Here is a 24,184-nt window from a genome sequence, read left to right on the forward strand (position 1 = left end):
TCAGCTCCGCTTCAGTTTGGGATCGAGCGCATCGCGCAGGCCGTCGCCCATCAGGTTGATGGCGAGCACCGAGATCAAGATCGTCAGGCCGGGAAGGGTGACAACCCACCAGGCGCGCAGAATGAACTCACGCGCTTCGGCCAGCATCGTTCCCCATTCGGAGGCGGGCGGCTGGGCGCCCATGCCGAGGAAGCCGAGGGCGGCCGCATCGAGGACCGCGGACGAGAAGGACAGCGTTGCCTGAACGATCAGCGGCGCAAGGCAGTTCGGCAGGATGGTCTTGAACATCAGCCGGAAATTGCCGGCACCCGCGACGCGCGCAGCGGTGACATATTCGCGCCTGAGCTCACTCATGACAGCAGCACGCGTCAGACGCGCGAAATGCGGCTGGTAAACGATGGCGATGGCGATCATGGCATTGGTGAGCCCCGGCCCGAGGATCGCGACCAGCACCAGCGCCAGCAGCAGCGACGGAAACGCCAGGATGACGTCCATCACGCGCATGATGACGGTATCCACCCAGCCGCCGAAAAAGCCGGCGACGAGGCCGATGACGATGCCGCCGACAAGGGCGATGGAAACAACGACGATGCCGATGAACAGCGAATATTGCGCGCCGTAGATCAGGCGGGACAGCATGTCGCGACCGACGGCATCGGTGCCGAAGAAGAAGCCGGCGCGGCCGCCTTCCTGCCAGACCGGCGGGACGAGCAGCGCATCGCGATATTGCTGTGTCGGATCATGTGGCGCGATCAGCGGCGCGAAAACCGCCACCAGCACCAGGAGAATGAAGACGGCAAGGCCGATGACGGCACCGCGGTTCTGACGGAAGTAGAACCAGAAATCGGCGAGCATCCGGCGGCGGATGGCGGCGTCCGAAAGGCGGACGCCGGGGGTGGTGGTCACATCGCTCATTTGTGACGGATCCTCGGATTGATGAGGCCATAGGTCAGATCGACAAGCAGGTTGACGACCATTACCAGACCCGCGATCAGCAGCAGGCCGCTCTGCACGACCGGATAGTCGCGGCGCGAGATGGAATCGATCATCCACTTGCCGATGCCCGGCCAGGAAAAGATGGTTTCGGTCAGGATGGCACCCGCCATCAGCACGCCGATCTGCAGGCCGATGGTGGTGATGACCGGGATCATGGCGTTGCGCAGCGCGTGTACGCCGACGACGCGGGAGGCCGACATGCCTTTTGCCCGTGCCGTGCGCACATAATCCTCACCCAGGACTTCCAGCATGGCCGAGCGCGTCTGGCGCGCGATGACGGCAAGCGGAATGGTGGCAAGCACCACCGACGGCAGGATGAGATGCGACAGGGCCGAGACGAAAGCGCCCTTCTGCCCCGAAATCAGGCTGTCGATCAGCATGAAGCCGGTGACGGAGGGGAAGAAATACATCAGCGAGATGCGTCCCGACACCGGCGTCCACTGCAGGATGCCGGAGAACATGATGATCAGCAGCAGGCCCCACCAGAAGATCGGCATGGAGAAACCCACCAGCGCCGTCGTCATGGAAATCTGGTCGAACCACGACCCACGGCGGATGGCGGCGATGATGATGGCAACAAGACCAAGCTCGACCGTCGCGGGGAAGAGCGACAGGAACTCGGTCAGAACAGGTTTCTTGGTGACCAGCGAATTGCCGAGATCGCCCTGAAGCAGCCGTCCGAGGAAATGAAGATATTGCTGCCAGACAGGCTGGGCAAAGCCGAGCTGTTCGGCAAGCTGCGCATGCCTTTCAGGCGATATGCCGCGTTCACCCGCCATCAGCAGCACGGGATCGCCCGGCAGGACGCGCACGAAGGCGAAGGCGACAATGGTGATCCCGAGGAATGTCGGAACGAGATAAAGAAGTTTGCCGAGAATGAACCGGATCATGGTTTTTTCCTGAAAAGACGCGCGGAAGAACAGGGTTCTTCCGCGCGTCCGGTTGTTCGGGATTACTCCGCGATGTCGACGTTTTCGAAGGTGAAGTCGCCAAGCGGGCTCATGGTGAAGCCGGAAACCTTGGCGGACATCGGAACGAACTGGGTGGAGTGCGCAAGCGTCGCCCACGGAGCCTGTTCCTTGAAGATCACCTGCGCCTGCTCATAAAGCTTGGTGCGCTCGGCAACATCAGTGGTCTGCTTTGCCTTGGAAAGCAGCTCGGAGAACTCCTTGTTGCACCACTGCGCACGGTTCGCACCGCCTTCGCCGGTTGCGGCGCAGGAGAGCAGAACGCCCATGAAGTTGTCCGGGTCACCGTTGTCGCCGGTCCAGCCGAGGATGACGGCGCCGTCGCGGTTCACTTCGGTCGACTTCTTGAGGTACTCACCCCACTCGAAGGAGACGATCTCGGCCTTGACGCCAACCTTGGCGAAATCCGACTGGATCAACTCGGCCGTGCGGCGTGCGTTCGGCATGTAGGGACGCTGAACCGGCATCGCCCAGATCTTCATCGACAGATCCTTGACGCCAGCGGCTTCGAGAGCCTTCTTGGCGGCTTCCGGATCGTACGGATCGTCCTTGATGCTGTCGTTATAGGACCACATTGTCGGCGGGATCGGGTTCTTGGCAACCTGGCCGGCGCCCTGGAACACGGCGTCGATGATCGCCTGCTTGTTCATCGCCATGTTCAGCGCCTTGCGGACTTCCGGCTTGTCGAAAGGCGCAACGGTCGTGTTGTAGGCGAAGTAGGCGACGTTCAGACCCGGCTGCTCATCGAGCTTGAGGTTGGAATCGGCGCGGATGGCGGCAAGGTCAGCCGGGGCCGGGTAAGGCATCAGGTGGCATTCGCCGGCCTTCAGCTTCTGCAGGCGCACGGCGGCGTCAGGCGTGATCGCGAAGATCAGATCGTCGATCTTCGGCGCTTCGCCCCAATAGTCGGCGTTCTTCTGGTAGCGGATGACCGCGTCCTTCTGATAGGCGACGAACTTGAACGGACCCGTACCGATCGGCAGGTTGTTGAAGTCTTCCTTGGTGCCGGCCTTATCAAGCGTATCGGCATATTCCTTCGATACGATCGATGCGAAAGGCATGGCGATATTGGCGAGGAACGGCGCTTCCGGGCGCGTCAGCACGAACTTGACGGTGTAATCGTCGACCTTGACGATTTCCTTGATCAGCGACGGCATTTCCATGGAATTGTAATATTCGTAGGTGATGCCTGCGATATACTGGTTCCACGGGTTTTTCGCGTCGCCCTGGCGGTTGTAGCTGAAGATCACGTCATCAGCGTTGAAATCGCGGCTCGGCGTGAACTTCTCGTTGGAGTGCCACTTCACACCCTTGCGCAGGTGGAACGTATATTCGAGACCATCGCTCGAAACATCCCATTTCTCGGCAAGGCCCGGCTCAACTTCGGTCGTGCCCTTCTTGAACTCGGTCAGACGGTTGTAGACCGGATGCGCGGAAGCGTCGAAGGTGCCGCCGGCGGTGTAGGGCGACGGATCGAAGCCTTCCGGCGATGCCTCGGAGCAATAAACGAAGGTCTTCGCCATGGCAGGCATGGCGGAAGTGATCGCAATCGCAGAGGCGATAAGCAAACTGCGGGTCAGCGTTTTCATCTGGTGGTCCTTTCCCTCTTTTTCTGAGTTCCTGCGGCCCCGTTCGGGGGCCTACCTCTTCTGGTCAGCGGCGACGCGCAACCCGTGTCGCCGTTCGGTCCTTTGCCTCCCGACCAATTACCCGGCGACCGGCTGAAACAGCCGGTCGAGGTTCGTTTCCGGCGGGCAGAACCAGCGCGGTCCCGCCTCCGTCATATATACGATATCTTCGAGACGGACGCCGCATTCGCCATAAACGCACAGCATCGGCTCGATGGAAAAGCACATGCCCGGTTGAAGAGCCGTGGCATTTCCAGCAACGATATAGGGTTCTTCGTGAATATCCAGCCCAAGCCCGTGGCCTGTGCGATGCGGCAGGCCGGGAAGCTGGTAATCCGGGCCGAAACCGGCCGCTTTCAGGCTGTCGCGCGCGGCCCTGTCCACATCGGAACAGGCAGCGCCGATACGGGCCGCCGCGAAGGCCGCCGCCTGCGCGTCGCGCTCGGCGTTCCAGAGGAAACGCTGACGCTCGGTCGGTTTGCCGAAGACATAGGTTCGGGTGATATCGGAACGATAGCCGTGAAGAATGGCGCCGAGATCGACCAGCACCATATCGCCTTCGTTCAGCGTCTGCGCATAGGGCACGCCGTGCGGATAGGCCGTCGCCTCGCCGAACTGCACCGCCACGAAAAGCGGTTTCAGGCCAAGCGCGATATGGGCGGCGTTGACGAAATCCGCCACTTCAGTGGTGGAAATGCCCGGGCGCAGCCCTTCGAACACCGCCTTCTGCACGCCGTAGCTTGCATCCATCGCCGTCTGGATGAGGGCGATTTCAGCGGCGGACTTGACCTGCCGCTGGGCAACGATCAGCGGCTGGGCGGAAATGATCCGCCCTTCCAGACGCTGCATCAGGGCCGATGCGAAAACGAAGGGCGTTGCGGGATCGATGGCGACAAGATGACCGGGACAGGCAAGAGAGCCGATACGCCCCGCCATCAGATCGAAAGGACTTTCATCCTCTTCCCAGACAGCGACCTCGCCCGGAATACGGATCAGGGTCTGGAGTTTCGGCTCTTCAAAAGTCGGGCTGATATAGACCGGCGCGCCTTCGGCCGGCACTAGGGCGCCATGAATGCGCTCCGAAAGGCCAAGCGACAGGCCGGTATAATAGGTCAGCGACGATGATGCATCGAGCCAGACCGCCTTCACATTCTGCTGGATCATCCGCGCCTGAAGTCCGCGCAGCCGCAAACTGAATTCGTCTTCAGCGATCGATGAAACCGCGATCGGCTGAAACCGCTTCAGCGCCTCTTGAAAGTCTGCCATTCTCTCCCCGCCGCTTTCGGGCGCACAGGCACAACGTGCCGGCAACCTCCCAAGCGTTCTTTTGCCCATGCTTAACCACAGGCCGGAGGCTAAGCAATGGGCCTGCACCTTCCACCGCCACAAAACTGTGCATATTTATCTAGACATAACGAAATCGTGATCGACGCGCGTCCGATTCCCGCACTCGTCACCTTGACGGAGGAATCCAAAATCCCCCGGAAATCCAAGGGGAAGACGCCGGAGTCCCCGCGACGCATATCCGGCGCGCGGAAACGTGCGGATGAAAACACTTCAAAAAAAGGCCCTGAAAAGGAAAAAGCCTGCCGCGGGAGGAGGTGCGGCAGGCTTCAAACTTGATCGGCGACTGGGAGGAGGAGTGTCACCGATCCACATCGAGCGACGCTGGGAGGAGGAGTGCGTCGCTTCGATGATTGGAATATAGCGACATCGGCGATTTTTAACAGAGCAAGTCTCGCAATGCAGCATTGCATTTCTGCATAGCTTGAGAATTCCTGCTTGGTTTTTCAGCACTCCCGCCAAACCCGAAGGAGATCAGCTTTCCCGGTGCACCTGAAAACCGGCAAAGGACTGGTTGACCGGCATGAGTTCGAGACTGTTGATGTTGATATGTTTGGGCTGCGAGGCGACCCAATAGATCGTGTTGGCGATGTCGTCGGCCGTGATCGGGTTCACGCCCTTATAGAGATTGTCCGACACATCCTGATTGCCGCCGGTGCGCACCAGCGTGAACTCCGTTTCGCACATGCCGGGTTCGATCGAGGTTACCCGCACACCCTTGCCATGCAGGTCGGAGCGGAGGCCAAGCGAGAATTGCCGCAGGAAGGCTTTTGTCCCGCCATACACATTACCGCCGGTATAGGGCCAATGCGCCGCAACCGACGAAAGGTTGACGACAATGCCCCGGCGTTTGATCAGCGTCGGCAGAAGATGATGGGTGATATTCAGGAGACCGGTGATATTGGTGTTCACCATGGTCTGCCAGTCCTTGAGCGGCACCTGCGGTGCAGGCGCGGTGCCAAGCGCTAGGCCGGCATTGTTGACGAGAATATCGATATCCCGGAAACCTTCCGGCAAAGCGGAAAGCGCCTTTTCGGTCGCGGCCTCATCCGTGATATCGAAGGCGGCGCCATAAAAGGCCGAACCGAGTTCAGCCGCCAGCGCCTCCAGCCGTTCCGCGCGCCGGCCCGTGCCGATGACCTTCCAGCCTTCCTTGACGAAACGCCGCGCCGTGGCCTGTCCGAAACCGGACGTCGCGCCTGTGATAAGGATGGTGCCGCTCATGATGATGCCTCCGCTAGCTTCGTTCTGTCAGAATCAGTCTGTCCCAATAATCTTTCCGCTGCCGCCGCAAGACAGCGCCTGTAGGCGTCGAGATCCGTATACAGGGCCTCTTCAGGCGCATTGCCGACAATGATCACGCCGCCGCGCCGCAGGATACCGCCGTGCAGCATCAGATTGTCGACCATGTCGAAATTCTCGATCGACAGCCCGTCCGGCCCGCGATAGCGGCCCGTCTCATCCATGGCGGCAACGCCGCCGTAATGCGCCTTGATACGGGCGAAATGATTGGCCGCGACATTGGTGTAGGCGAAAACCGGCTTGCCCAGAGCGCACATGAAGCCCAGCTCGTAACTCGTTCCGGTATCGGCGGCGATGCCGCGAAACGGCGTGAGATTGGCGATCACCGCATCCGCCTCCAGCATCATCCGTTCATCGACTTCATTGATGTTGCAGCCATGGCCGATCCGGGTGTCTGCCGGCGGAATCTGCAAATCGCCCGGCGAAAGCGGCGTAAAACCGGCTTCCCGCGCAAGCGATGCCTTGAGATCGAGCATTTCCCGCGCGTTCGGGAGGAAGACTTCCGGTCCGGCGAGATAGATTTTCTTTGTCATCGGGAATTCATGCAATCTGGAAGAATGGAATTTCCCGAACCTAACCCGGGGGCTTTCGCAAAGGCAAGCCGAAGCAGCACGGAAACAACCTATAAAAGCGGTATCGTCCGGCCGCTCTTTCCGTTATAGCCGGAGCAACGAACTGGAATTCCTGGAGCAAGACATGGCCGCACCCATCCGTTACCACGAAGGCGATATTTCCGCCGAAGACGCCGCGCGTTACACCGGCGCCATCGCAATCGATACGGAAACCCTGGGGCTGGTACCACGCCGCGACCGTCTGTGCGTCGTCCAGCTTTCGCCGGGTGACGGCACGGCGGATGTCATCCGCATTGCCGCCGGCCAGAAGGAGGCCCCCAACCTCGTTCGCATGCTTGCCGATCCCGCGCGCCAGAAGATCTTTCATTACGGCCGTTTCGATATCGCCGTTCTGTTTCACACATTCGGCGTGACGACCACGCCGGTTTTCTGCACCAAGATCGCCTCGCGCCTCACCCGCACCTATACCGACCGGCACGGGCTGAAAGACAATCTGAAGGAAATGCTGGAGGTCGATATCTCCAAGGCGCAGCAATCATCCGACTGGGCGGCGGAGACGCTGTCGCCCGCGCAGCTCGAATATGCCGCCTCCGACGTGCTCTACCTGCACGCGCTGCGCGACAGGCTGACCCAGCGCCTTGTGCGCGACGGTCGCCTCGAGCACGCCGACGCCTGTTTCGCGTTTCTGCCGACCCGCGCGAAGCTCGATCTTCTCGGCTGGGAAGAAACCGACATTTTCGCCCATAGCTGAGCGTTTTCACGCTTCGTTTAAGCTCTGATTTACCGAAATTGCCTATTCTCGGCCGCAACTTTGGGCGGCCGGGGACTTTCCAGATGATTACTCCGCTACAGCAGACGGCGGGCATAGCAGTCAGCGATCTCATGCGGTCGATGGTGCAAGCCATCGAGGAACGCCAGCGCGAAGAGCAGGAAAAGGCGAACGGCACCAAAAAGGACGATGCGGTCAAGACACAGCCGCAACCCGACCAAAGCCAGCGGGTCGCCAATGAAAAGATAAGCGCCTATCTGTTCGGCTTCATGAAGCAGGACCCCGATGCCTTCGTCTCGCTTGTCTTCCGTTTCTCGTCTGCCCTCGGCATCACCCAGGAAGCGGACGAATCGAGCTTCTCCTTCGCACGGAGGCTTCAGGACGCGCTGACCCTGACCGAAAGTTTCGGAAAGACCGACGCACAGGGAAAAGCCACGACGATCTCCCTGACATCCTTCGGTGTTTCGGAAGCGCAGGTCGTGGACGTGCTGAACAACGGAGCAACCGCCAAAACCGATCCCATGGCCGCCCTTGCAGCCCGCATCGCCCAGAGCGCCGGCCTGACGGGCAAGGAAGAGGATTTCGGCGGCGAGATGTCAAAAGCCATCATGGACATGCGCGCGACCGCGCCGAAAAACGTGACCGAACTCGAAAAAGCCACCGGCCTCAAGGAACTCGGCATTTCAGCGCAACAGATGATCGCCGCCATCGCCAATCCCTTCGGTGACGCGGCGCGTGCGGTCAAGGATGCGCTGAACGATCAGGCGCAGGGCACCCGCTTCATGACGCGCGAGGCCCTGAAGGTCATCCAGCGGCTGGAAGATGTCGCTGACCCCAAGACCAAGGAAGAATTGCAGGCCGAACGCGGCGAGGATCGCATCGGCGAAATCAACGATGCCGAAGTAAAGGCCGAGCGGGAACAGGATATCCAGACCCGCGATGCGCAGGGCAAACTCGAGGATGTGCAGGAACTTCAGGACGTCGTGAAGGAGCATGTCGACACTTCCGCCGATGACAAAACGGATGGTGCCGAAGGGCAGGGCCCGGTCGATATCTCATCGGAAATCACCCTCATCTCCGTGCTTGCCGCCGCACCGGCCGAGGAAGCCGTCCCGGCTAAAAACGATAACACCCCATCCAAGGCAGACGCAGCCGCCACGCCGGCCGAGGCGGAGGATGACGCAGAAAAGCTGCTCGATGCGCTGGCGGTTGTCGATGACGCCCGCAACGCCATCGTGCCGATCTCTATCGATGACAATGGTCTTTATGAACTGCTGAAGAAAAAGGCGGCATGATTGCCGCTTCCAACAGTCTTTGAGCGAAACATGATGTGAGTTCAGACATGTCCGATATTTCCGCCCTATCCGGCAACACCGGCCTCGATGCCGAACCGAATGCAGCACAGGCGCTGCTCTCCATGGCCGCCCCGCCGCTCGCCCCGGATAACGCTGCCTTCCTTACTTCCGGCGAGGACGACAATCCCGTCGATCCCGTGGAAACCCGCCCGGAGAGAAGCTTTCCCAAGGCAAGCTGGCTCGATGCCATGCCGCCGGAGGCCCTGGAAGTGACAGTCAGTGAACCCGATCACATTTCCTCGGTCAATTCCGACGATAACGGGCTTTACCGCATGTTCATCGGCGTTTCGCCCTGAGCGAGATGCGCCGGCGCGACTTTATGGTTAGCCAAATATTAATATCTGCACGGCAAGCTGCGACTTGATGATTCTGTATGTGCGGAAAGCCCGGCATTCGCGCCAGCGGCACATACAGGCGCTCCCGCATGAGCGGGCGAGATGACACCTGTACATCACCGGCGCGGCAACCTCCCAACAGACGGGCCAGATACGGATCAAAGAGCCAGCGGAAATGGCCCTTTCGCAGCCAGCGGCGGTAATCGATAGGAATGGAGCGCACCCATGTTACCGCCTGTACCGAAAATTCCGGCAGCCGATGCCACCTATGGAGCCATGGTTCCGCCGGCGCCGCGCGGGCAGCCGAAAGAAGCCGCAGCGCCGCAGACGGCCAATCCCGCTCCCGACCATAACGGCAGCATTTTTGCCAGAGCGGCGGTCGCTTCCCTGACCAGCGAATTCCAGCTTTCCCGCGGCACCGCCGTCCTTGCGGAAACGCTCGGCAAATTGATGAACCTGCCACGGCGCGACGGCGAGGCGATTGAAACCTATGTGGTACGCCTGACGGATGCCCTGCGCGCCATGCCCGCCGCACAGCGTCTGGCGCTGGAACAGCAGGTCGGCAAGGCCCTGCAGGGGCTGAGCCTTGCGATGCTGGCCGAAATCCTGAAACAGCCCACCGGACCGGAAGCGGCTCGTCTCGCGCTGCTGATCGAGCTTTCCCGCTACAAGGGCACGGATCTCGCGGCAAAGGCGGTGGTTTCTTCCTACCAGCATAATAATCCGGCCAGCCCTGCACCAGCGCAACCGAGACCGCAAAACGCCCAAAACCAGAATGCCACGAGCCAGCCGAATGCGACAGCGACCGCTGCTGCGCAACCGGCAAACGCCGCAACGGCCAACCGGCTTCTGCCGCTGCTCACCAGCCCGCTTGCCCTCGGTGGCGCGGCGATAAAGAGCGTCATCGCGGCGCAGGTGCCGCTACCGGATCTGCCGGCAAACCTTCCCGCCCCGGCCGCAGGCAAACCCGGTTCTTCGCCCCAAACCACAAGGCCGGATGGAAAAGCAGAAGGCACGGCGCCGCAGCCGCAGCCGGCCGCAGGCAGCGTGGCGAAAGATGTTCCGGCGGAAGCGCGCCCGGTGAATTCATCTCGGGTCGAAAACAGCGATATGCGCACCGCACTCCCGCATCGGGAGATGATGAAGGCGGAACAGAAGGAGATGCGTGCCGTCCTGACCTCCCCTTCAGGCCAGCCCGCAGGTGATGCCAAGACCGTGGAAAACCTGCTTCTTGCCACCCTTGCCGGAAAGCTTCCCTCCAGAGCCGCAACCGGTGCACAGCCATTCGCCGCTCCTCAAGCCATACCACCGCAACAGACAGAGCTTCGGCCGGCCGAAAAAACCCCGATGGCGACGCCTGCCCCCGCATCCGGCGAGGAAACGGAAGCGACCGCCGCTCGCCCCGAACCGCTGCCCCTCCCCCGCACCGCGGCCGATCCGGAAACGAGGATGGCGATGCTCGAACAATCGGCTTCGCAATCGCTGGCCGCCGCCGCGCTCGTCAAAGACGGCACGCCGCTGCCGCTCGTCGCCTATCCGCCGGCGGACGAAGACTATGAATCGGAAACACCGCCGCGCGGAGGCGGCCCTTTTTCCGAAGACGAGGCAGAAAGCGAGGCGGAGGGCGAAAATGCCGAAAGCCCGGAAGAGGCGGAGGAACGGGTGGAGGCCGATGGCGAGCCCGGCGAGCCGGAAACCCTTCTGCACGTGGCTGCCGACGACGACAATGCGGAAAATTACTACCTCAAAATGAGCGGGATGCCCTGAATTCCAGAGGGCTGCGCCGCGCCATGCGGTCAAAATCGACGCAAATAAAAAACCCGCCGGAAAATTCCGGCGGGTTCTTCATTTCGAATGATCGAGCGATTATTCGCCGCGGTTCTTCAGAGCCGCGCCGAGGATGTCGCCGAGCGAAGCGCCCGAGTCGGAAGAACCGAACTGTGCGACGGCTTCCTTCTCTTCAGCGATTTCCAGAGCCTTGATCGAAAGCATGACCTTGCGGTCCTTCTTCGAGAAGTTGACGACGCGGGCGTCGACAACCTGGCCAACCGAGAAGCGCTCGGGGCGCTGCTCGTCGCGGTCACGGGAAAGGTCAGCGCGACGGATGAACGAGGTGAGGTCTTCGTGGTTGACGAGCTTCACTTCGATGCCGCCATCGTTGACGCCGATGACTTCAGCGGAAACGACTGCGTTCTTGCGCAGATCGCCGGAAGAAGCGGCTTCGCCGACAGCATCCTTGCCGAGCTGCTTGATGCCGAGCGAGATGCGTTCCTTCTCGACGTCAACGTCGAGAACGACGGCCTTGACGACGTCACCCTTGTTGTACTCTTCGATGACCTGCTCGCCCGGACGGTTCCAGTCGAGATCCGACAGGTGAACCATGCCGTCGACATCGCCCTCGAGGCCGATGAACAGACCGAATTCGGTCTTGTTCTTGACTTCGCCTTCAACTTCAGTGCCGGCCGGATGGCTGTAGGCAAATGCCTGCCACGGGTTTTCCAGCGTCTGCTTGAGGCCGAGCGAGATACGGCGCTTGGACGGATCGACTTCGAGAACGACAACGTCGACTTCCTGGCTCGTGGACAGGATCTTGCCGGGATGTACGTTCTTCTTGGTCCAGGACATTTCGGAAATGTGGATCAGGCCTTCGATGCCCGGCTCCAGCTCGACGAATGCACCGTAGTCGGTGATGTTTGTGACCGTACCGGAGATCTTCTTGCCAACCGGGTACTTGGCGGAGATGCCATCCCACGGATCGGACTCGAGCTGCTTCATGCCGAGCGAGATACGGTGGGTTTCCTGGTTGATGCGGATGATCTGAACCTTGACCTGCTGGCCAATGTTGAGGATTTCCGAAGGATGGTTGACGCGGCGCCATGCCATGTCGGTAACGTGCAGCAGGCCGTCGATGCCGCCGAGGTCAACGAACGCACCGTAATCGGTGATGTTCTTGACGACGCCGTCAACAACCTGGCCTTCTTCGAGGTTCTGAACGATTTCAGAACGCTGCTCGGCACGCGACTCTTCGAGAACCGTGCGGCGCGAAACAACGATGTTGCCGCGACGCTTGTCCATCTTGAGGATTTCGAAGGGCTGCGGGTTGTGCATCAGCGGGGTCACGTCGCGGATCGGACGGATGTCGACCTGCGAACGCGGAAGGAAGGCAACAGCGCCGTCCAGATCGACGGTGAAACCACCCTTGACCTGGTTGAAGATGACGCCTTCGACGCGCTCGCCAGCTTCGAACTTGGCTTCGAGCTTGACCCAGCTTTCTTCGCGGCGAGCCTTCTCGCGCGACAGAACGGCTTCGCCGAGAGCGTTTTCGATGCGCTCGACGTAAACTTCGACTTCGTCGCCGACCTTCAGCGTGCCGTCCTTGGACTTCGCGCCGAATTCCTTCAACGGTACGCGGCCTTCAACCTTGAGGCCGACGTCGACGATGGCAACGTCCTTCTCGATTGCCGTTACGATACCCTTGGCAACATAGCCTTCGGCAAGATCGTTAGAGGCAAAGGATTCTTCGAGAAGCGCTGCGAAATCTTCGCGCGTGGGGGTAGATACTGACATGAAATCTCCTGATTGCATCCGCACGAGGGCGAATACAAAAGCGCCGGTGGGCTGGTGTTGTTGATACCCGAACCCATGCCCGCCTTTTCAAAAAGGCTTTCCGGCGCAAGGACATGTCTTCGGGCAATTCCGGACTAAACGCGGACCGGATGAACGGGTTCCGCGAAAAACCTATTTCTCCAGGGCGGCGTCGATGATCGCCCGCGCGGCCTGAAACGCCGCCTCTATACTCATTTCCGACGTATCTAGCAAGTGCGCGTCTTCCGCGGGCTTCAGCGGGCTGTCGGCGCGGCCCATGTCACGCTCGTCGCGCTTCTTCACCTCGGCGAAGATGGCCTCGTAATCGGCTTCCCCGCCATTGGCGAGAATCTCGTCATAACGGCGTCGCGCCCGCACGTCAGGCGAAGCGGTGACGTAAAGCTTCACCGGCGCATCCGGGCAGACCACCGTTCCGATATCGCGGCCATCCAGCACCGTGCCCGGCTCCTTTGCGGCAAAACGCTGCTGGGCCTTGACGAGCGCGCGTCTTACCGGCGTCATCACCGCAATCCTCGAGGCGGCCTCGCCGATATCATGCCGGGCAAGCACCGAACGGTCGAGGCCGGCAAGGTTCAGCTCCAGCGCCACCTTTTCGGCGACCGCCTCGTCATCGAGCGGCAATCCCGCATCCAGAAGGGCCTTGGCCGTGGCCCTGTAGGTCAAGCCGGTATCGAGATGGTGAAACCCGTAGGTCTGCGCTATCTTGCGCGACAGGGTTCCTTTACCCGCCGCAGCAGGTCCGTCTATGGCGATCGTAAATGTCATTAAGCTTTCTGCCCGTGTGTCTGTCGATTCATATAATATGGCGCGAGAGGGTCTTCCAATCTTTATCAGCAGCCCGGCATATAAGCGCAGCAGCCGGGGCCAACGGCCGAAGTTTGTCTTTGACACGAAAGACCGCAACGATTAAGGGGACCGGCTAGAAATTTTACAGTCTATGCCGGTTTCACGGCGTACACACCGAAACTCATTCGACAATTTGAGGCTTAGACAGTGGCAAAAGCGGAACTTGGTACCAAGCGCACAGACCCCGATACCGGCAAGAAGTTCTACGATCTGAACCGGGACCCGGTCGTTTCTCCCTACACCGGCAAGTCCTGGCCGCTCTCCTTCTTCGAGGAAAGCACGGCGCAGGCAAAGCTCGAGCAGGCTGAAGAAGAGGATGTGGCGGAAGTCGATACCGAAAACACGGAAGTCGAACTCGTATCGCTGGAAGATGCCGATGGCGACAACAGCGGCGACGAGATTCCGGATATGGGCGATGACGACGACGTTGAAATCGACGACGATGACGACACCTTCCTTGAAGCCGACGACGAAGATGACGACGACGACATGTCCGGCATCATCGGCGTAACGGGCGACGACGAAGAAGCTTGATCTTATTGAATAATTCAGCCCGGCGACAAAAAAATGACGCCGGGCTGTTTTTTATGCTTGCACTCGTCGGAAAGCCGCAGTAGTAAGCCGCCACCGAACGGAACAACAACCGCTTCGGTTCCCGGAACCGGACGAAATGCCGGAACCCTTATGGGGCTATAGCTCAGCTGGGAGAGCCCTTGCATGGCATGCAAGAGGTCAGCGGTTCGATCCCGCTTAGCTCCACCAAATCTTCCCGGACAACGACAATCATTCACAGACAGACATCCCCGGACGCCCTATCGGCCGGCTACCGGCATGACCGTCTCCTGCAATAGCGCCCGCACGTCCTGCCCCCTGATCAGGCACTCTACCGCACGAACGCCATTACCCTCCTCCGCCACCCGGCATTCGAGATATTTGCCACGCAACCGGTTCTCCAGTGCCTTGAAGGCATTCAGGCCGCAGGCATAGCGGCGGCCATCGGTGCCGGTGCAGACGCGGTTGCGATCGACATCTTCCACCCCGGCGAGACGGAATTCCTGCCCCTTGAAGGTGAAGCGGTTGCTGGCGATCACGCGCAGGCGCTGATCCGCATGCATTTTGAGCGGATAGGGATCGGGCGGGGTCGGGATGCGTTCATAATTCTGGCGGCGGACATCGATCCTTACCGGGGATGTCGTCCACAGCATCTCTGTGTTCGCCGCAAGGCCGGAGGTTTCGTAGGCATTCTCGCCGTTGAAAAACGAGGCGATGCTTATGCCGGCAATGCCAAGCCCCGTGACCAGCACGATCTGAAACAGCAAAATTGCAATCTGCCGGACCATGTCACCGAAACATAAAAGAGCTGAAACAGGACCCTGCCGCGCGCCGGAGCAGGAGAGGGATGCATTACATCAACAGAAGCCTGCGCGCACTGACATCACGCACCGTACCCATGGCCATGACCGGAACGCCGTCACGATCGTTGATGACCCTTCCCGTCGTCCTCAGCCAGCGAAAGCCGCCGGCCTTGAGCCCGATGCGGTATTCCTGATCATAAAAATCACCGCTTGTCAGCGAATTATGCACCGCCCTTGCCACGCGAGCCCGGTAACAACCGTCCACCTGGGCGATAATGGCCTCCACCGGCATGCCGCGAGACGCCTCCTCAAAGGAAAAATCGCGCAGACGCGACGCCACGGCATCCAGATAGACCAGATTCTGCCCGATGTTCCACGTATAATAACCAACAAGCGTCTCTTCTAGAGATATATCTTCCAACATCGGCTTTCTACACTATATGAGTGCTTATAACGTTTTTATAACATAACAAAAGATGCATGACTAACCACAAGAATTCATGCTTTTGTCTGACGAAGCCCTACTTTAGATTTTACGCAGATATTGAAAGCACTTTCACCGCCCCTTGTTGGCGAAGCGGTTTTCCTGTGCCAAAGAAGGTTGATATCGCCACCGAAGACAGGAGTCGCCGTGACCATCGGGCTTGCCCATGCCGAACTCATCGCCGTCGTCACAGCCATTACCGGAGACGAACCGCGGGTGATGACCGTGCGGGCGGGCGCGGCGCTTCCCTCGGGCCCGTTCGAATTCGGCCACAGGACGCTGCAAAGCGGGCTGCGGGAATGGATCCATGAACAGACCCATCACCCGGTCGGTTATCTCGAACAGCTCTACACATTCGCGGATCGTGACCGGAACAACGACATTCCCGGCGGCAGAACCATCTCCATCGGTTATCTCGGGCTGGTCCGCGAGCAGGAATCCTCCGGCAATGCGCATGCGCTGTGGCACGGCTGGTATGAATATTTCCCCTGGGAGGATCATCGGCAGGGCCGCCCGGCGGTTCTCGGCACCATCATCGACAGGCTGCGCGCCTGGGCGGATTCCGACCCCGCCTGCAGGAACCAGCGCCACCTGCGCGCCGATTTCACCTTCGGCCTCGATGGCGGCGGCTGGAACGAGGAGCTGACCCTGCAGCGTTATGAGCTGCTGTATGAAGCCGGGCTGGTCGAGGAGGCACAGAACGAAAACCGGATCAATTTCGGCCGGCCGATGTTCGCCGATCACCGCCGCATCCTCGCCACCGGCATCGCGCGTCTGCGGGCCAAGATCAAATATCGCCCCGTGGTGTTCGAACTGATGGCGGATGCCTTCACGCTGCTGCAGCTGCAGCGCGCCATCGAGGCGCTGGCCGGACTGACCCTGCACAAGCAGAATTTCCGCCGGCTGATCGAACAGCAGCAGCTGGTGGAAGAAACCGGCGACATGGCGACCGAAACCGGCGGCCGCCCGGCGAAGCTTTTCCGCTTCCGCCAGACCGTCCTTGATGAGCGCGCCCTTTCCGGAACGAAACTGCCCCTCTCCCGCAATTGACATATACTCACAATGAGAATATGCCTTTGCCTTAGATATACTCAAAAAGAGTATAAATGGGAGAGCGCCGTGAACGAACAGATTTCCGCAGCAAGCCTTTATGATCGGGTCAGCCGCGTCATTCCAAAAGCGGAGTGGATGGGTTTTCAGGACGATGTGGAGGCGATCCTCGAGCTCAAACGCAGGCGCAACGCCGTCATCCTCGCCCATAATTACCAGACGCCGGAAATCTTCCATGGCGTCGCCGATATCGTCGGCGACAGCCTCGCCCTTGCCCGCAAGGCAATGGAGGTGGAAGCGGATGTCATCGTTCTGGCCGGTGTGCATTTCATGGCCGAGACGGCAAAGCTGCTCAATCCGGAAAAGACCGTGCTCATTCCGGATATGGGTGCGGGCTGCTCGCTGGCCGATTCCATCACACCCGAGGACATCGCTCTTCTGCGCAAGGCCTATCCCGGCGTTCCCGTCGTCACCTATGTGAACACGTCTGCGGCAGTAAAAGCGGCGTCCGACATCTGCTGCACGTCGGGCAATGCCCGCCAGGTGGTGGAATCGCTCGGCGTGCCGCGCGTTTTGATGCTGCCGGACGAATATCTGGCAAAGAACGTGGCGCGTGAAACCAATGTCGAGCTGATCGCCTGGCGCGGCCATTGCGAGGTGCACGAGCTTTTCACCGCCGACGACATTCGCGAATTGCGCGAAAGCCATCCCGGCGTCACCGTTCTCGCACATCCCGAATGTCCGCCCGATGTCGTGGAAGCTGCGGATTTCTCCGGCTCCACCGCCGTCATGTCGGATTATGTCGGCCGCGAACGCCCTGCCCGCGTGGTACTTTTGACAGAATGCTCGATGAGCGACAATGTCGCCGTGCATCACCCGGATGTCGAATTCATCCGCCCCTGCAATCTCTGCCCGCATATGAAGCGCATCACGCTCGGCAATATCCGCGCGGCGCTGGAGGAAAACCGCCATGAAGTGACGGTGGATCCAGCCATTGCCGTCGCCGCCCGCCGCGCCGTGGAAAGGATGCTGCAGATATGAGCGAGCGTCTTCCCCCGCCGCAGGACTGGACGGTCATTGTCGGCAGCGGCATTGCAGGCCTGATGGCGGCGCTGACGCTTGCGCCGCAACCCGTACTGCTTCTGACACGCGGGGCGCTCGGCGGTGAAACCTCAAGCGCCTGGGCGCAGGGCGGCATTGCCGCAAGTCTCGGCCCTGACGACAGCGTTGCACTGCATCTTGCCGATACGCTCGCCGCGGGCGACGGCCTCTGCGATGCGGAAATGGCTGCGGATATCGTCTCCGCCGCCCCCGCCGTCATCGATGCGCTGGAGCGGGCCGGCGTGCGCTTCGACCGCGATGCCGAGGGAAAGCCCGTCTTCGGGCTGGAAGCGGCCCATAACCGCCGGCGCATACTGCATGCGGAAGGCGATGGCTCTGGCGCGGCCATCGTCAGGGCTCTCGCAGCCGCCGTTCTTCGCACGCCGTCCATTACGGTTCTGGAAGGCACGGAGGCACGCCGCCTGCTGACGGAAGACGGCGCGATCACCGGCCTCGTCTGCATCGGCCCCAAGGGCTGCTTCACCCTGCCGGCCACACAGGTGGTTCTCGCCACCGGCGGTCTTGGCGGGCTTTACGAGGCAACGACCAATCCATCCGGCAATTATGGACAGGGCATCATGCTCGCCGCGCGCGCCGGTGCCGTCCTTGCCGACATGGAATTCGTCCAGTTTCACCCGACGGCGCTTTCCTCGCCCAGACGGCCGCTGGCGCTGGTCAGCGAGGCGGTGCGGGGCGAAGGCGCGCTGCTTCTCAACGAAAACGGCGAGCGTTTCATGGCAGCCGTCCCGGGCGCGGAGCTTGCGTCGCGCGATATTGTCGCCCGCGCCATCGACCGCGAAATCCTGCGCGGCGGCGCGGTCTTTCTCGATGCCCGCAAGGCGCTAGGCCCCGGCTTTTCCAGCCGTTTCCCCTCGATAGACCTGCTCTGCCGCGAGGCCGGAATAGACCCCGCCCGGGAACTCGTGCCGGTTCGCCCCGCCGTGCATTACCATATGGGTGGCGTCGCCACGGATGGCAGAGGCCGAAGTTCGGTGCCGGGCCTCTGGGTTGCCGGCGAAACCGCCTGCACGGGTCTTCACGGTGCCAACCGGCTTGCCAGCAACTCCCTGCTGGAAGCCGCCGCGCTGGGCATGCGCGCCGCACAGGATATCGCCGGCACACAGCCACCCACCACAAGACCGGCAGCTGCGGCGTCGCGAACAGCCCCCGGTTTCGCGGCCGCCGATCCTGCCATCGTCCGCCCCATCGTTTCCCGCCATCTCGGCATTGCGAGACATGCCGCAGGGTTGAGCGAAGCGATCCGGGATCTGCTGCCGTTTGCCGAACAGGAAGGCCCGGCATCCGATCCCGCCCTTGTCGGCCTCGCCATCGCCGTCTTCGCGTTCCTGCGCGCGGAATCACGCGGTGCGCATTTCCGCGACGATTTTCCCGGAAAAAACACGACAGCCGCACGGCGCAGGCTGGACCTGACCGAAGTGATCGCCATTGCCCATGACCTGTCCTCATCCAGCCTTTCCCCTTCCAGCATTGCGCGGAGCGCCTGACATGACCCCTGCCCCCCTGCCACACCTCGTCATCGAACCGCTCGTGCGCAACGCGCTTCTGGAAGATCTGGGACTTGCGGGCGACATCACCTCCGCCGCCGTCATCCCCGCCGATCATCGCTCAGTCGTCGTCATGGCGGCGCGGGAACCGGGTATCATCGCCGGTCTCGATGCCGCGGAACTTGCCTTCCGGCTGGTAGACCCGGCGATCGTCATGAAACGGCATGTGAAGGATGGCGCCGCCGTGGCGCCCGGCGATATCATCGCAACGATCGAAGGTCCCTCGCGCGGGCTTCTGACAGGGGAGCGAACGGCGCTGAATTTCCTCAGCCACCTGTCGGGCATCGCCTCCGTCACCGCCAGAATCGTTGCAGCCATCGCCGGCACCGAAACCTCGGTCGCCTGCACCCGCAAGACGACACCCGGCCTCAGGGCGCTGGAAAAATATGCCGTGCGCGCCGGCGGCGGCATGAACCATCGTTTCGCGCTTTACGATGCGGTTCTCATCAAGGACAACCATATAGCCGTGGCCGGCGGCGTGCGTGAAGCCATCCGCCGCGCAAGGCAGGGCGTGGGCCATCTCGTCAAGATCGAGGTGGAGGTCGATACGCTCACTCAATTGCGCGAGGCCATGGACGAAGGGGTGGACGCGGTTCTTCTCGACAACATGACACCGGAACAGTTGCGCGAGGCGGTAGGAATCGTTGCGGGCCGTGCCATCACCGAAGCTTCCGGCCGCATCAATCCGCAGACGGCGGCGGCCATCGCCGCAAGCGGTGTCGATCTCATCTCCGTCGGCTGGCTGACCCACAGCGCGCCGGTTCTGGATATCGGACTGGATTTTCAAAGTCAGCGCTAAAGAATAGAAGGCCCGGCCCACCCGCACGGAACCAATCGCCCGCATCTTCGTTATCAACCCGCCTGGGGTCTATTCAAGGCGGGGGGATCAGTGCGCGCAAAAGCCTGTCCATATGCCTTTGACCTCTCTCACAAAGGAAAGGCCTGTTATGGAAGACGCACAAGTTGGCTGGATTGCAGCAATCATCATCGGCGGCGTAGCCGGTTGGCTCGCCGAACAGTTCATGAAAAGCAATATGGGTGTTTTCATGAACATCATCCTCGGTATAGTCGGCGCCATCGTCGCCAATTTCCTTCTGGGGCTCGTGGGCATCTCGCTCGGAGGCTGGATTGGCTATCTCATCGCCGGTTTCATCGGCGCCTGCATTCTCATCGCCGTAGGGCGTGCATTTCGCCGATAAGGAGAGGACACAATGAGCTTTTTCGACAAGATCAAAAACGCGATTTTCGGCAAGGCCGAGGCCGCTCCGCAGACTTCTGCTCCGGCCGGGACACCGACGACCACCGCAAGCCCGGCCGCACCGGCCGAACCCGCAGCACCTGCTCCGACAGCCGGCGCCGCACCATCCGCCGGCAGCGTCGACGTCGCCTCCATTCTGGATGCGGCTGTCAAAAAGAACGGCCAGAAGCTCGACTGGAAACATTCGATCGTCGACCTTCTGAAAGCGCTCGATCTCGACAGCAGCCTCAATGCCAGAAAGGAACTGGCGGGCGAGCTCGGCTATACCGGCGACACCTCGGATTCGGCGACCATGAACATCTGGCTGCACAAGGCCGTCATCAAGAAGCTGTCGGAAAATGGCGGCAAGGTTCCAGCCGAACTGCTGCATTGACCATCGGACCGGGAGAGCCGCAATGGACGACTATTCGAGCTTGAGAGAACAGATCGGACAGGATCTCGACACCCTGCAGGGCACCGAGAATCCGAAGTCGATTTTCGAGATTGCCGACGATTATCTTCTGGGAAATCCAAATCTCAAGAGAGCCATCGTCGAAGACATCATCAAGGAAGAAGCGGACAGGCGCGGCATCGCGATCCACTGAACCGCCCTCGTAAGCGCGGTAACTTTATCAAGGGGCGGCGTCTGGTTCAGACGCCGCCCCTTGATTGTCTGAAGCCCTATTTTTCCAGCTTTGCTTCGGCCTTTCTGGCATTTTCCTCCATCAGCTCATACCACATGGCGTTCATGACGGCGAAGATGGCGGCGAGAGGCAGGCCGAGCAGCCAGGCGAAATACCACATGTCGATCTCCTTCTATCGATGTCCTGTTTTTTCGGACGCAGTTGCGGATGAAAAACCGCGTCCTGCTCTTTTGCAGTTGCTTCAGTATGCATGACCGCTGTCGTCGCGGATCGCCTTTTCATCCACCTTGCCCCACAGCACGCGATAGACCCACGAGGTATAGGCAACAATGATGGGGACGAAGATGAGGGCGACGACCAGCATGATGAACAGCGTCATATGGCTGGACGAGGCATCCCACACCGTCAGGCTCGACTTCGGATCGACCGAGGACGGCAGGATGAAGGGAAACATCGAAAGCCCGACGGTGGCGATGATGCCGAAAATGGCGAGCGAGCTGGACAGCAGCGCCAGCACCTCCCGGCGAGCCCTGAACAACAGGAGGGCGACGAGCGGGAAGGCAAGACCAAGCGCCGGCGCCAGCATCATCCACGGATGCGCGGCATAATTCGAGAACCAGACGCCGGTTGCGACTTCGACCGTTTTCGACAAGGGATTGGACGGCCCGTCGGTTACGATTTCCGAGGTGAAACGATAACCATCGACACCGAGCCACAGCAGGATGCCGCCCAGCGCGAAGAGAAGGGTGGTGGCAAGTGCCGCGATGCTGCCGAAGTTGCGGGCGCGGGCGGCCACGGGGCCTTCGGTTTTAAGCACCAGCCAGGCCGCACCGTGCATCACCAGCATGGCGACGGAAACGAGGCCGCACAGAAGGGCATAGGGATTGAGAAGCTCGAACAGCGTCGTGCCGTCATAGAAAATCCTGAGGTCGTCGTTGAAGTAGAAGGGGACGCCCTGCAGCACATTGCCGATCGCCACGCCGAAAATCAGCGCCGGCACGAAGCCGCCGACGAACAGGGCCCAGTCCCAGCCGCTGCGCCATGCCGCACTTTCACGCTTGGAACGGTATTTGAAACCGACCGGCCGCAGGATCAGCGCGAACATGATCGCCGCCATCGCCAGGTAGAATCCTGAAAACGACACCGCATAGAGCGGCGGCCAGGCGGCAAAGATCGCACCGGCACCAAGGATGAGCCAGACCTGGTTGCCCTCCCAGACCGGGCCGACCGCATTGATGACGACACGCCGCTCTATGTCGGTCTTTGCCACGAAAGGCAGCAGCGCGCCCGTGCCGAGATCGAAACCGCCGGTAATGGCAAAACCGATGAGCAGAACGCCAAGCAGCAGCCACCAGATGATGCGGAGGATTTCATAGTCGATGAGTTGGTGCAGGATCATGATGATTTACTCCGCAGCGACGAGTTTTTCAGGAACGAGGGGCGCTTCCGGCTCATGGTCCGGGTCAGGCCCCTTGCGGATCGCCTTCAGCATCAGCCCCATTTCGACGATGAACAGCACCGTGTAGATGGCGATGAAACACAGAAGCGTAATCAGGACCGTCGAGGCGCTGAGGCTGGAGACGGCGGCGGCCGTGGGCAGCACGCCCTCGATGATCCATGGCTGGCGGCCGAATTCGGCCACCACCCAGCCCATTTCCGCCGCGATCCACGGCAGCGGGATGGCGAAGACGGCCACTTTCAGCAGCAACGGATAATGATCCAGCCGGCGGCGGGCCGAGAGATAAAAGAAGGTTGCCGTCAAAAGGATGAAGAACATGCCGAGGCCGACCATGATGCGGAACGCCCAGAACAGCGTCGGCACATGCGGGATGGTATCCGCCGCCGCCTTGGCGATCTGCTCTTCGTTCGCCTGACGCGGATCGTCGACGTAACGCTTCAGCAGCAGGGCATAACCAAGTTCATGGCCGAGTTCGGCAAAAGTGCCGCGCACTTCCTCGGGCAACTCGGCGCCCTTGCCGGTGGCGCGTATCTGCATCAGCGCATCATAGGCCTTGATGCCATCGCGGATACGGGTCTTGGCCTGTTCCACGAGATCGTTGATACCGGGAATTTCCGTATCGAGCGAGCGGGTGCCGATAAGGCCCATCACCCACGGAATCTTCACCGCAAAATGTGTCTCGCGCGCTTCCTGATCGGGAAAACCTATTGCCGTGAAAGGTGCCGGCGCCGGCTCCGTTTCCCACATGGCCTCGATGGAGGCGAGCTTCATCTTCTGGTGTTCGGTGGAAAGATAACCGCTTTCGTCACCCAGCACGACGACGGACAGGGCGGACGCCAGACCGAAGGAGGCAGCGACCGTCATCGACCGCTTGGCGAGATCGACGTGGCGGCCTTTCAGCACATACCAGGCGGAAACGCCCAGCACGAAGATGGAGGCCGTGACATAACCCGCGGAAACCGTATGAACGAATTTCGCCTGCGCGACCGGATTGAACAGGACCGCTGCGAAATCCGTCACTTCCATGCGCATGGTCTGGGGATTGAAAGCCGATCCCGTCGGGTTCTGCATCCAGCCATTGGCGATCAATATCCACAGCGCCGAGAAATTCGAGCCGAGCGCCACGCACCAAGTCGCGACGAGATGGCCCAGTTTCGACAGCTTGTCCCAGCCGAAAAAGAACAGACCGACGAAGGTGGCCTCCAGGAAGAAGGCCATCATGCCCTCGATCGCCAGCGGCGCGCCGAAAATATCGCCGACATAGTGGCTGTAGTAACTCCAGTTCATGCCGAACTGGAATTCCATGACGATGCCGGTGGAGACCCCCAGCACGAAGTTGATGCCGAACAACGTGCCCCAGAATTTCGTCATCTGCCGCCAGATCGCCCGGCCGGTCATGACATAGACCGTTTCCATGATGGCGATCACCACCGACAGCCCGATCGTCAGGGGAACGAACAGGAAGTGATATAAAGCCGTCACTGCAAATTGCAGGCGCGACAGCGCCACTATGTCGAGTTCCATCGTCTTATCCACCTTTTCCGGAAGGCCGCCCGCCCGTTTTCGGA

The 24,184-nt window shown here is 60.7% G+C and carries 25 protein-coding genes and 1 tRNA gene; 13 read left to right on the forward strand and 13 right to left on the reverse strand.

Annotation, left to right across the window (positions count from 1 at the left end; genetic code table 11):
* The 6 genes from JZX88_RS23215 to JZX88_RS23240 all read right to left on the reverse strand — a co-directional run bounded on the left by JZX88_RS23215 (position 1) and on the right by JZX88_RS23240 (position 6,771).
* Entirely contained in the window at positions 1-915 is a 915-nt protein-coding gene (locus JZX88_RS23215) for an ABC transporter permease subunit (RefSeq protein ID WP_065116355.1), read from the reverse strand.
* Entirely contained in the window at positions 912-1,886 is a 975-nt protein-coding gene (locus JZX88_RS23220; protein ID WP_206914890.1) for an ABC transporter permease subunit, read from the reverse strand. Before JZX88_RS23220 ends, JZX88_RS23215 begins: the two co-directional genes overlap by 4 nt.
* A 62-nt stretch (positions 1,887-1,948) precedes the next feature.
* A complete protein-coding gene (locus tag JZX88_RS23225) occupies positions 1,949-3,553 on the reverse strand; it encodes an ABC transporter substrate-binding protein (protein WP_065116353.1) in 1,605 nt (534 codons plus the stop codon).
* 117 nt (positions 3,554-3,670) lie between these two features.
* Entirely contained in the window at positions 3,671-4,858 is a 1,188-nt protein-coding gene (locus JZX88_RS23230; RefSeq protein ID WP_110759114.1) for a Xaa-Pro peptidase family protein, read from the reverse strand.
* Between the two features lie 552 nt (positions 4,859-5,410).
* Positions 5,411-6,160: an SDR family oxidoreductase gene (locus JZX88_RS23235; RefSeq protein WP_206914891.1), complete on the reverse strand. Its 750-nt coding sequence runs from the start codon at positions 6,158-6,160 to the stop codon at positions 5,411-5,413.
* Positions 6,157-6,771 carry a nucleoside 2-deoxyribosyltransferase gene (locus tag JZX88_RS23240; protein WP_206914892.1) on the reverse strand — a complete coding sequence of 205 codons (615 nt, stop codon included), beginning with the start codon at positions 6,769-6,771 and terminating at the stop codon, positions 6,157-6,159. The genes JZX88_RS23235 and JZX88_RS23240 overlap by 4 nt, the downstream gene beginning before the upstream one ends.
* 163 nt (positions 6,772-6,934) lie before the next feature.
* On the opposite strand from JZX88_RS23240, the gene JZX88_RS23245 reads away from it, so the two are divergent.
* From JZX88_RS23245 to JZX88_RS23260, 4 genes are all read left to right on the forward strand, one after another.
* Positions 6,935-7,561: a ribonuclease D gene (locus JZX88_RS23245; RefSeq protein ID WP_110759108.1), complete on the forward strand. Its 627-nt coding sequence runs from the start codon at positions 6,935-6,937 to the stop codon at positions 7,559-7,561.
* A gap of 83 nt (positions 7,562-7,644) precedes the next feature.
* The gene (locus tag JZX88_RS23250) at positions 7,645-8,874 is read left to right on the forward strand and encodes a hypothetical protein (RefSeq protein ID WP_206914893.1); all 1,230 of its coding nucleotides are present in this window, start codon (positions 7,645-7,647) and stop codon (positions 8,872-8,874) included.
* Positions 8,875-8,921: 47 nt separating this feature from the next.
* A complete protein-coding gene (locus tag JZX88_RS23255; protein ID WP_065116347.1) occupies positions 8,922-9,230 on the forward strand; it encodes a hypothetical protein in 309 nt (102 codons plus the stop codon).
* 264 nt (positions 9,231-9,494) lie between these two features.
* Positions 9,495-11,036, forward strand: coding sequence for a hypothetical protein (locus JZX88_RS23260; protein ID WP_206914894.1), 1,542 nt, complete (start codon positions 9,495-9,497; stop codon positions 11,034-11,036).
* A gap of 99 nt (positions 11,037-11,135) precedes the next feature.
* Here the strand turns inward: JZX88_RS23260 and rpsA are convergent, their stop codons facing one another.
* A complete protein-coding gene (gene rpsA / locus JZX88_RS23265; protein WP_003522474.1) occupies positions 11,136-12,836 on the reverse strand; it encodes a 30S ribosomal protein S1 in 1,701 nt (566 codons plus the stop codon).
* Between the two features lie 171 nt (positions 12,837-13,007).
* Positions 13,008-13,640, reverse strand: coding sequence for a (d)CMP kinase (gene cmk, locus JZX88_RS23270; RefSeq protein WP_065116345.1), 633 nt, complete (start codon positions 13,638-13,640; stop codon positions 13,008-13,010).
* 228 nt (positions 13,641-13,868) lie between these two features.
* Between cmk and JZX88_RS23275 the strand changes: the two genes are divergently transcribed.
* Positions 13,869-14,255: a TIGR02300 family protein gene (locus JZX88_RS23275; protein WP_065116344.1), complete on the forward strand. Its 387-nt coding sequence runs from the start codon at positions 13,869-13,871 to the stop codon at positions 14,253-14,255.
* Between the two features lie 152 nt (positions 14,256-14,407).
* Positions 14,408-14,483 (forward strand) — tRNA-Ala (locus JZX88_RS23280).
* A gap of 50 nt (positions 14,484-14,533) precedes the next feature.
* On the opposite strand, the gene JZX88_RS23285 is transcribed toward JZX88_RS23280, so the two are convergent.
* Positions 14,534-15,061: a thermonuclease family protein gene (locus tag JZX88_RS23285; RefSeq protein ID WP_206914895.1), complete on the reverse strand. Its 528-nt coding sequence runs from the start codon at positions 15,059-15,061 to the stop codon at positions 14,534-14,536.
* A 64-nt stretch (positions 15,062-15,125) separates the two neighbouring features.
* Positions 15,126-15,500, reverse strand: coding sequence for a PAS domain-containing protein (locus tag JZX88_RS23290; protein ID WP_065116342.1), 375 nt, complete (start codon positions 15,498-15,500; stop codon positions 15,126-15,128).
* A 207-nt stretch (positions 15,501-15,707) separates the two neighbouring features.
* On the opposite strand from JZX88_RS23290, the gene JZX88_RS23295 reads away from it, so the two are divergent.
* From JZX88_RS23295 to JZX88_RS23325, 7 genes are all read left to right on the forward strand, one after another.
* Positions 15,708-16,610: a hypothetical protein gene (locus JZX88_RS23295; protein ID WP_065116341.1), complete on the forward strand. Its 903-nt coding sequence runs from the start codon at positions 15,708-15,710 to the stop codon at positions 16,608-16,610.
* Positions 16,611-16,679: 69 nt separating this feature from the next.
* Entirely contained in the window at positions 16,680-17,651 is a 972-nt protein-coding gene (gene nadA, locus JZX88_RS23300; protein ID WP_206914896.1) for a quinolinate synthase NadA, read from the forward strand.
* On the forward strand, positions 17,648-19,216 hold the full coding sequence (locus tag JZX88_RS23305; RefSeq protein ID WP_206914897.1) for an L-aspartate oxidase: 1,569 nt from the start codon (positions 17,648-17,650) through the stop codon (positions 19,214-19,216). Before nadA ends, JZX88_RS23305 begins: the two co-directional genes overlap by 4 nt.
* 1 nt (position 19,217) lies before the next feature.
* Positions 19,218-20,075 (forward strand): carboxylating nicotinate-nucleotide diphosphorylase, encoded by an 858-nt coding sequence (gene nadC, locus JZX88_RS23310; RefSeq protein ID WP_206914898.1) that lies wholly within the window; start codon positions 19,218-19,220, stop codon positions 20,073-20,075.
* Positions 20,076-20,223: 148 nt separating this feature from the next.
* Positions 20,224-20,475 carry a GlsB/YeaQ/YmgE family stress response membrane protein gene (locus tag JZX88_RS23315; protein WP_065116337.1) on the forward strand — a complete coding sequence of 84 codons (252 nt, stop codon included), beginning with the start codon at positions 20,224-20,226 and terminating at the stop codon, positions 20,473-20,475.
* A gap of 12 nt (positions 20,476-20,487) precedes the next feature.
* Complete coding sequence (locus JZX88_RS23320; RefSeq protein ID WP_065116336.1) at positions 20,488-20,907, forward strand: DUF3597 domain-containing protein; 420 nt, start codon at positions 20,488-20,490, stop codon at positions 20,905-20,907.
* Between the two features lie 22 nt (positions 20,908-20,929).
* On the forward strand, positions 20,930-21,118 hold the full coding sequence (locus JZX88_RS23325) for a hypothetical protein (protein ID WP_065116335.1): 189 nt from the start codon (positions 20,930-20,932) through the stop codon (positions 21,116-21,118).
* Between the two features lie 76 nt (positions 21,119-21,194).
* On the opposite strand, the gene cydX is transcribed toward JZX88_RS23325, so the two are convergent.
* The 3 genes from cydX to JZX88_RS23340 form a co-directional block, all read right to left on the reverse strand.
* Positions 21,195-21,317, reverse strand: a complete 123-nt coding sequence (gene cydX / locus JZX88_RS23330; protein ID WP_035223662.1) for a cytochrome bd-I oxidase subunit CydX — start codon at positions 21,315-21,317, stop codon at positions 21,195-21,197.
* An 81-nt stretch (positions 21,318-21,398) separates the two neighbouring features.
* Complete coding sequence (cydB, locus tag JZX88_RS23335) at positions 21,399-22,556, reverse strand: cytochrome d ubiquinol oxidase subunit II (protein ID WP_065116334.1); 1,158 nt, start codon at positions 22,554-22,556, stop codon at positions 21,399-21,401.
* Positions 22,557-22,562: 6 nt separating this feature from the next.
* Positions 22,563-24,140, reverse strand: a complete 1,578-nt coding sequence (locus JZX88_RS23340) for a cytochrome ubiquinol oxidase subunit I (protein WP_065116333.1) — start codon at positions 24,138-24,140, stop codon at positions 22,563-22,565.
* Between the last annotated feature and the right edge of the window lie 44 nt (positions 24,141-24,184).

This window comes from Agrobacterium sp. OT33, from assembly GCF_017313365.1.
Lineage (GTDB): Bacteria > Pseudomonadota > Alphaproteobacteria > Rhizobiales > Rhizobiaceae > Agrobacterium > Agrobacterium rhizogenes_A.

Excerpts from the sequence above, each read along its gene's own strand:
- cydX (WP_035223662.1), bottom strand. The coding sequence starts at position 21,317 with ATGTGGTATTTCGCCTGGCTGCTCGGCCTGCCTCTCGCCGCCATCTTC.
- JZX88_RS23220 (WP_206914890.1), bottom strand. The coding sequence starts at position 1,886 with ATGATCCGGTTCATTCTCGGCAAACTTCTTTATCTCGTTCCGACATTC.
- cydB (WP_065116334.1), bottom strand. The coding sequence starts at position 22,556 with ATGATCCTGCACCAACTCATCGACTATGAAATCCTCCGCATCATCTGG.
- JZX88_RS23215 (WP_065116355.1), bottom strand. The coding sequence starts at position 915 with ATGAGCGATGTGACCACCACCCCCGGCGTCCGCCTTTCGGACGCCGCC.
- JZX88_RS23260 (WP_206914894.1), top strand. The coding sequence starts at position 9,495 with ATGTTACCGCCTGTACCGAAAATTCCGGCAGCCGATGCCACCTATGGA.
- JZX88_RS23340 (WP_065116333.1), bottom strand. The coding sequence starts at position 24,140 with ATGGAACTCGACATAGTGGCGCTGTCGCGCCTGCAATTTGCAGTGACG.
- JZX88_RS23315 (WP_065116337.1), top strand. The coding sequence starts at position 20,224 with ATGGAAGACGCACAAGTTGGCTGGATTGCAGCAATCATCATCGGCGGC.
- JZX88_RS23250 (WP_206914893.1), top strand. The coding sequence starts at position 7,645 with ATGATTACTCCGCTACAGCAGACGGCGGGCATAGCAGTCAGCGATCTC.
- JZX88_RS23235 (WP_206914891.1), bottom strand. The coding sequence starts at position 6,160 with ATGAGCGGCACCATCCTTATCACAGGCGCGACGTCCGGTTTCGGACAG.
- JZX88_RS23290 (WP_065116342.1), bottom strand. The coding sequence starts at position 15,500 with ATGTTGGAAGATATATCTCTAGAAGAGACGCTTGTTGGTTATTATACG.
- JZX88_RS23225 (WP_065116353.1), bottom strand. The coding sequence starts at position 3,553 with ATGAAAACGCTGACCCGCAGTTTGCTTATCGCCTCTGCGATTGCGATC.
- rpsA (WP_003522474.1), bottom strand. The coding sequence starts at position 12,836 with ATGTCAGTATCTACCCCCACGCGCGAAGATTTCGCAGCGCTTCTCGAA.
- JZX88_RS23240 (WP_206914892.1), bottom strand. The coding sequence starts at position 6,771 with ATGACAAAGAAAATCTATCTCGCCGGACCGGAAGTCTTCCTCCCGAAC.
- JZX88_RS23325 (WP_065116335.1), top strand. The coding sequence starts at position 20,930 with ATGGACGACTATTCGAGCTTGAGAGAACAGATCGGACAGGATCTCGAC.
- cmk (WP_065116345.1), bottom strand. The coding sequence starts at position 13,640 with ATGACATTTACGATCGCCATAGACGGACCTGCTGCGGCGGGTAAAGGA.
- JZX88_RS23245 (WP_110759108.1), top strand. The coding sequence starts at position 6,935 with ATGGCCGCACCCATCCGTTACCACGAAGGCGATATTTCCGCCGAAGAC.
- JZX88_RS23320 (WP_065116336.1), top strand. The coding sequence starts at position 20,488 with ATGAGCTTTTTCGACAAGATCAAAAACGCGATTTTCGGCAAGGCCGAG.
- JZX88_RS23305 (WP_206914897.1), top strand. The coding sequence starts at position 17,648 with ATGAGCGAGCGTCTTCCCCCGCCGCAGGACTGGACGGTCATTGTCGGC.
- nadC (WP_206914898.1), top strand. The coding sequence starts at position 19,218 with ATGACCCCTGCCCCCCTGCCACACCTCGTCATCGAACCGCTCGTGCGC.
- JZX88_RS23230 (WP_110759114.1), bottom strand. The coding sequence starts at position 4,858 with ATGGCAGACTTTCAAGAGGCGCTGAAGCGGTTTCAGCCGATCGCGGTT.
- JZX88_RS23255 (WP_065116347.1), top strand. The coding sequence starts at position 8,922 with ATGTCCGATATTTCCGCCCTATCCGGCAACACCGGCCTCGATGCCGAA.
- JZX88_RS23285 (WP_206914895.1), bottom strand. The coding sequence starts at position 15,061 with ATGGTCCGGCAGATTGCAATTTTGCTGTTTCAGATCGTGCTGGTCACG.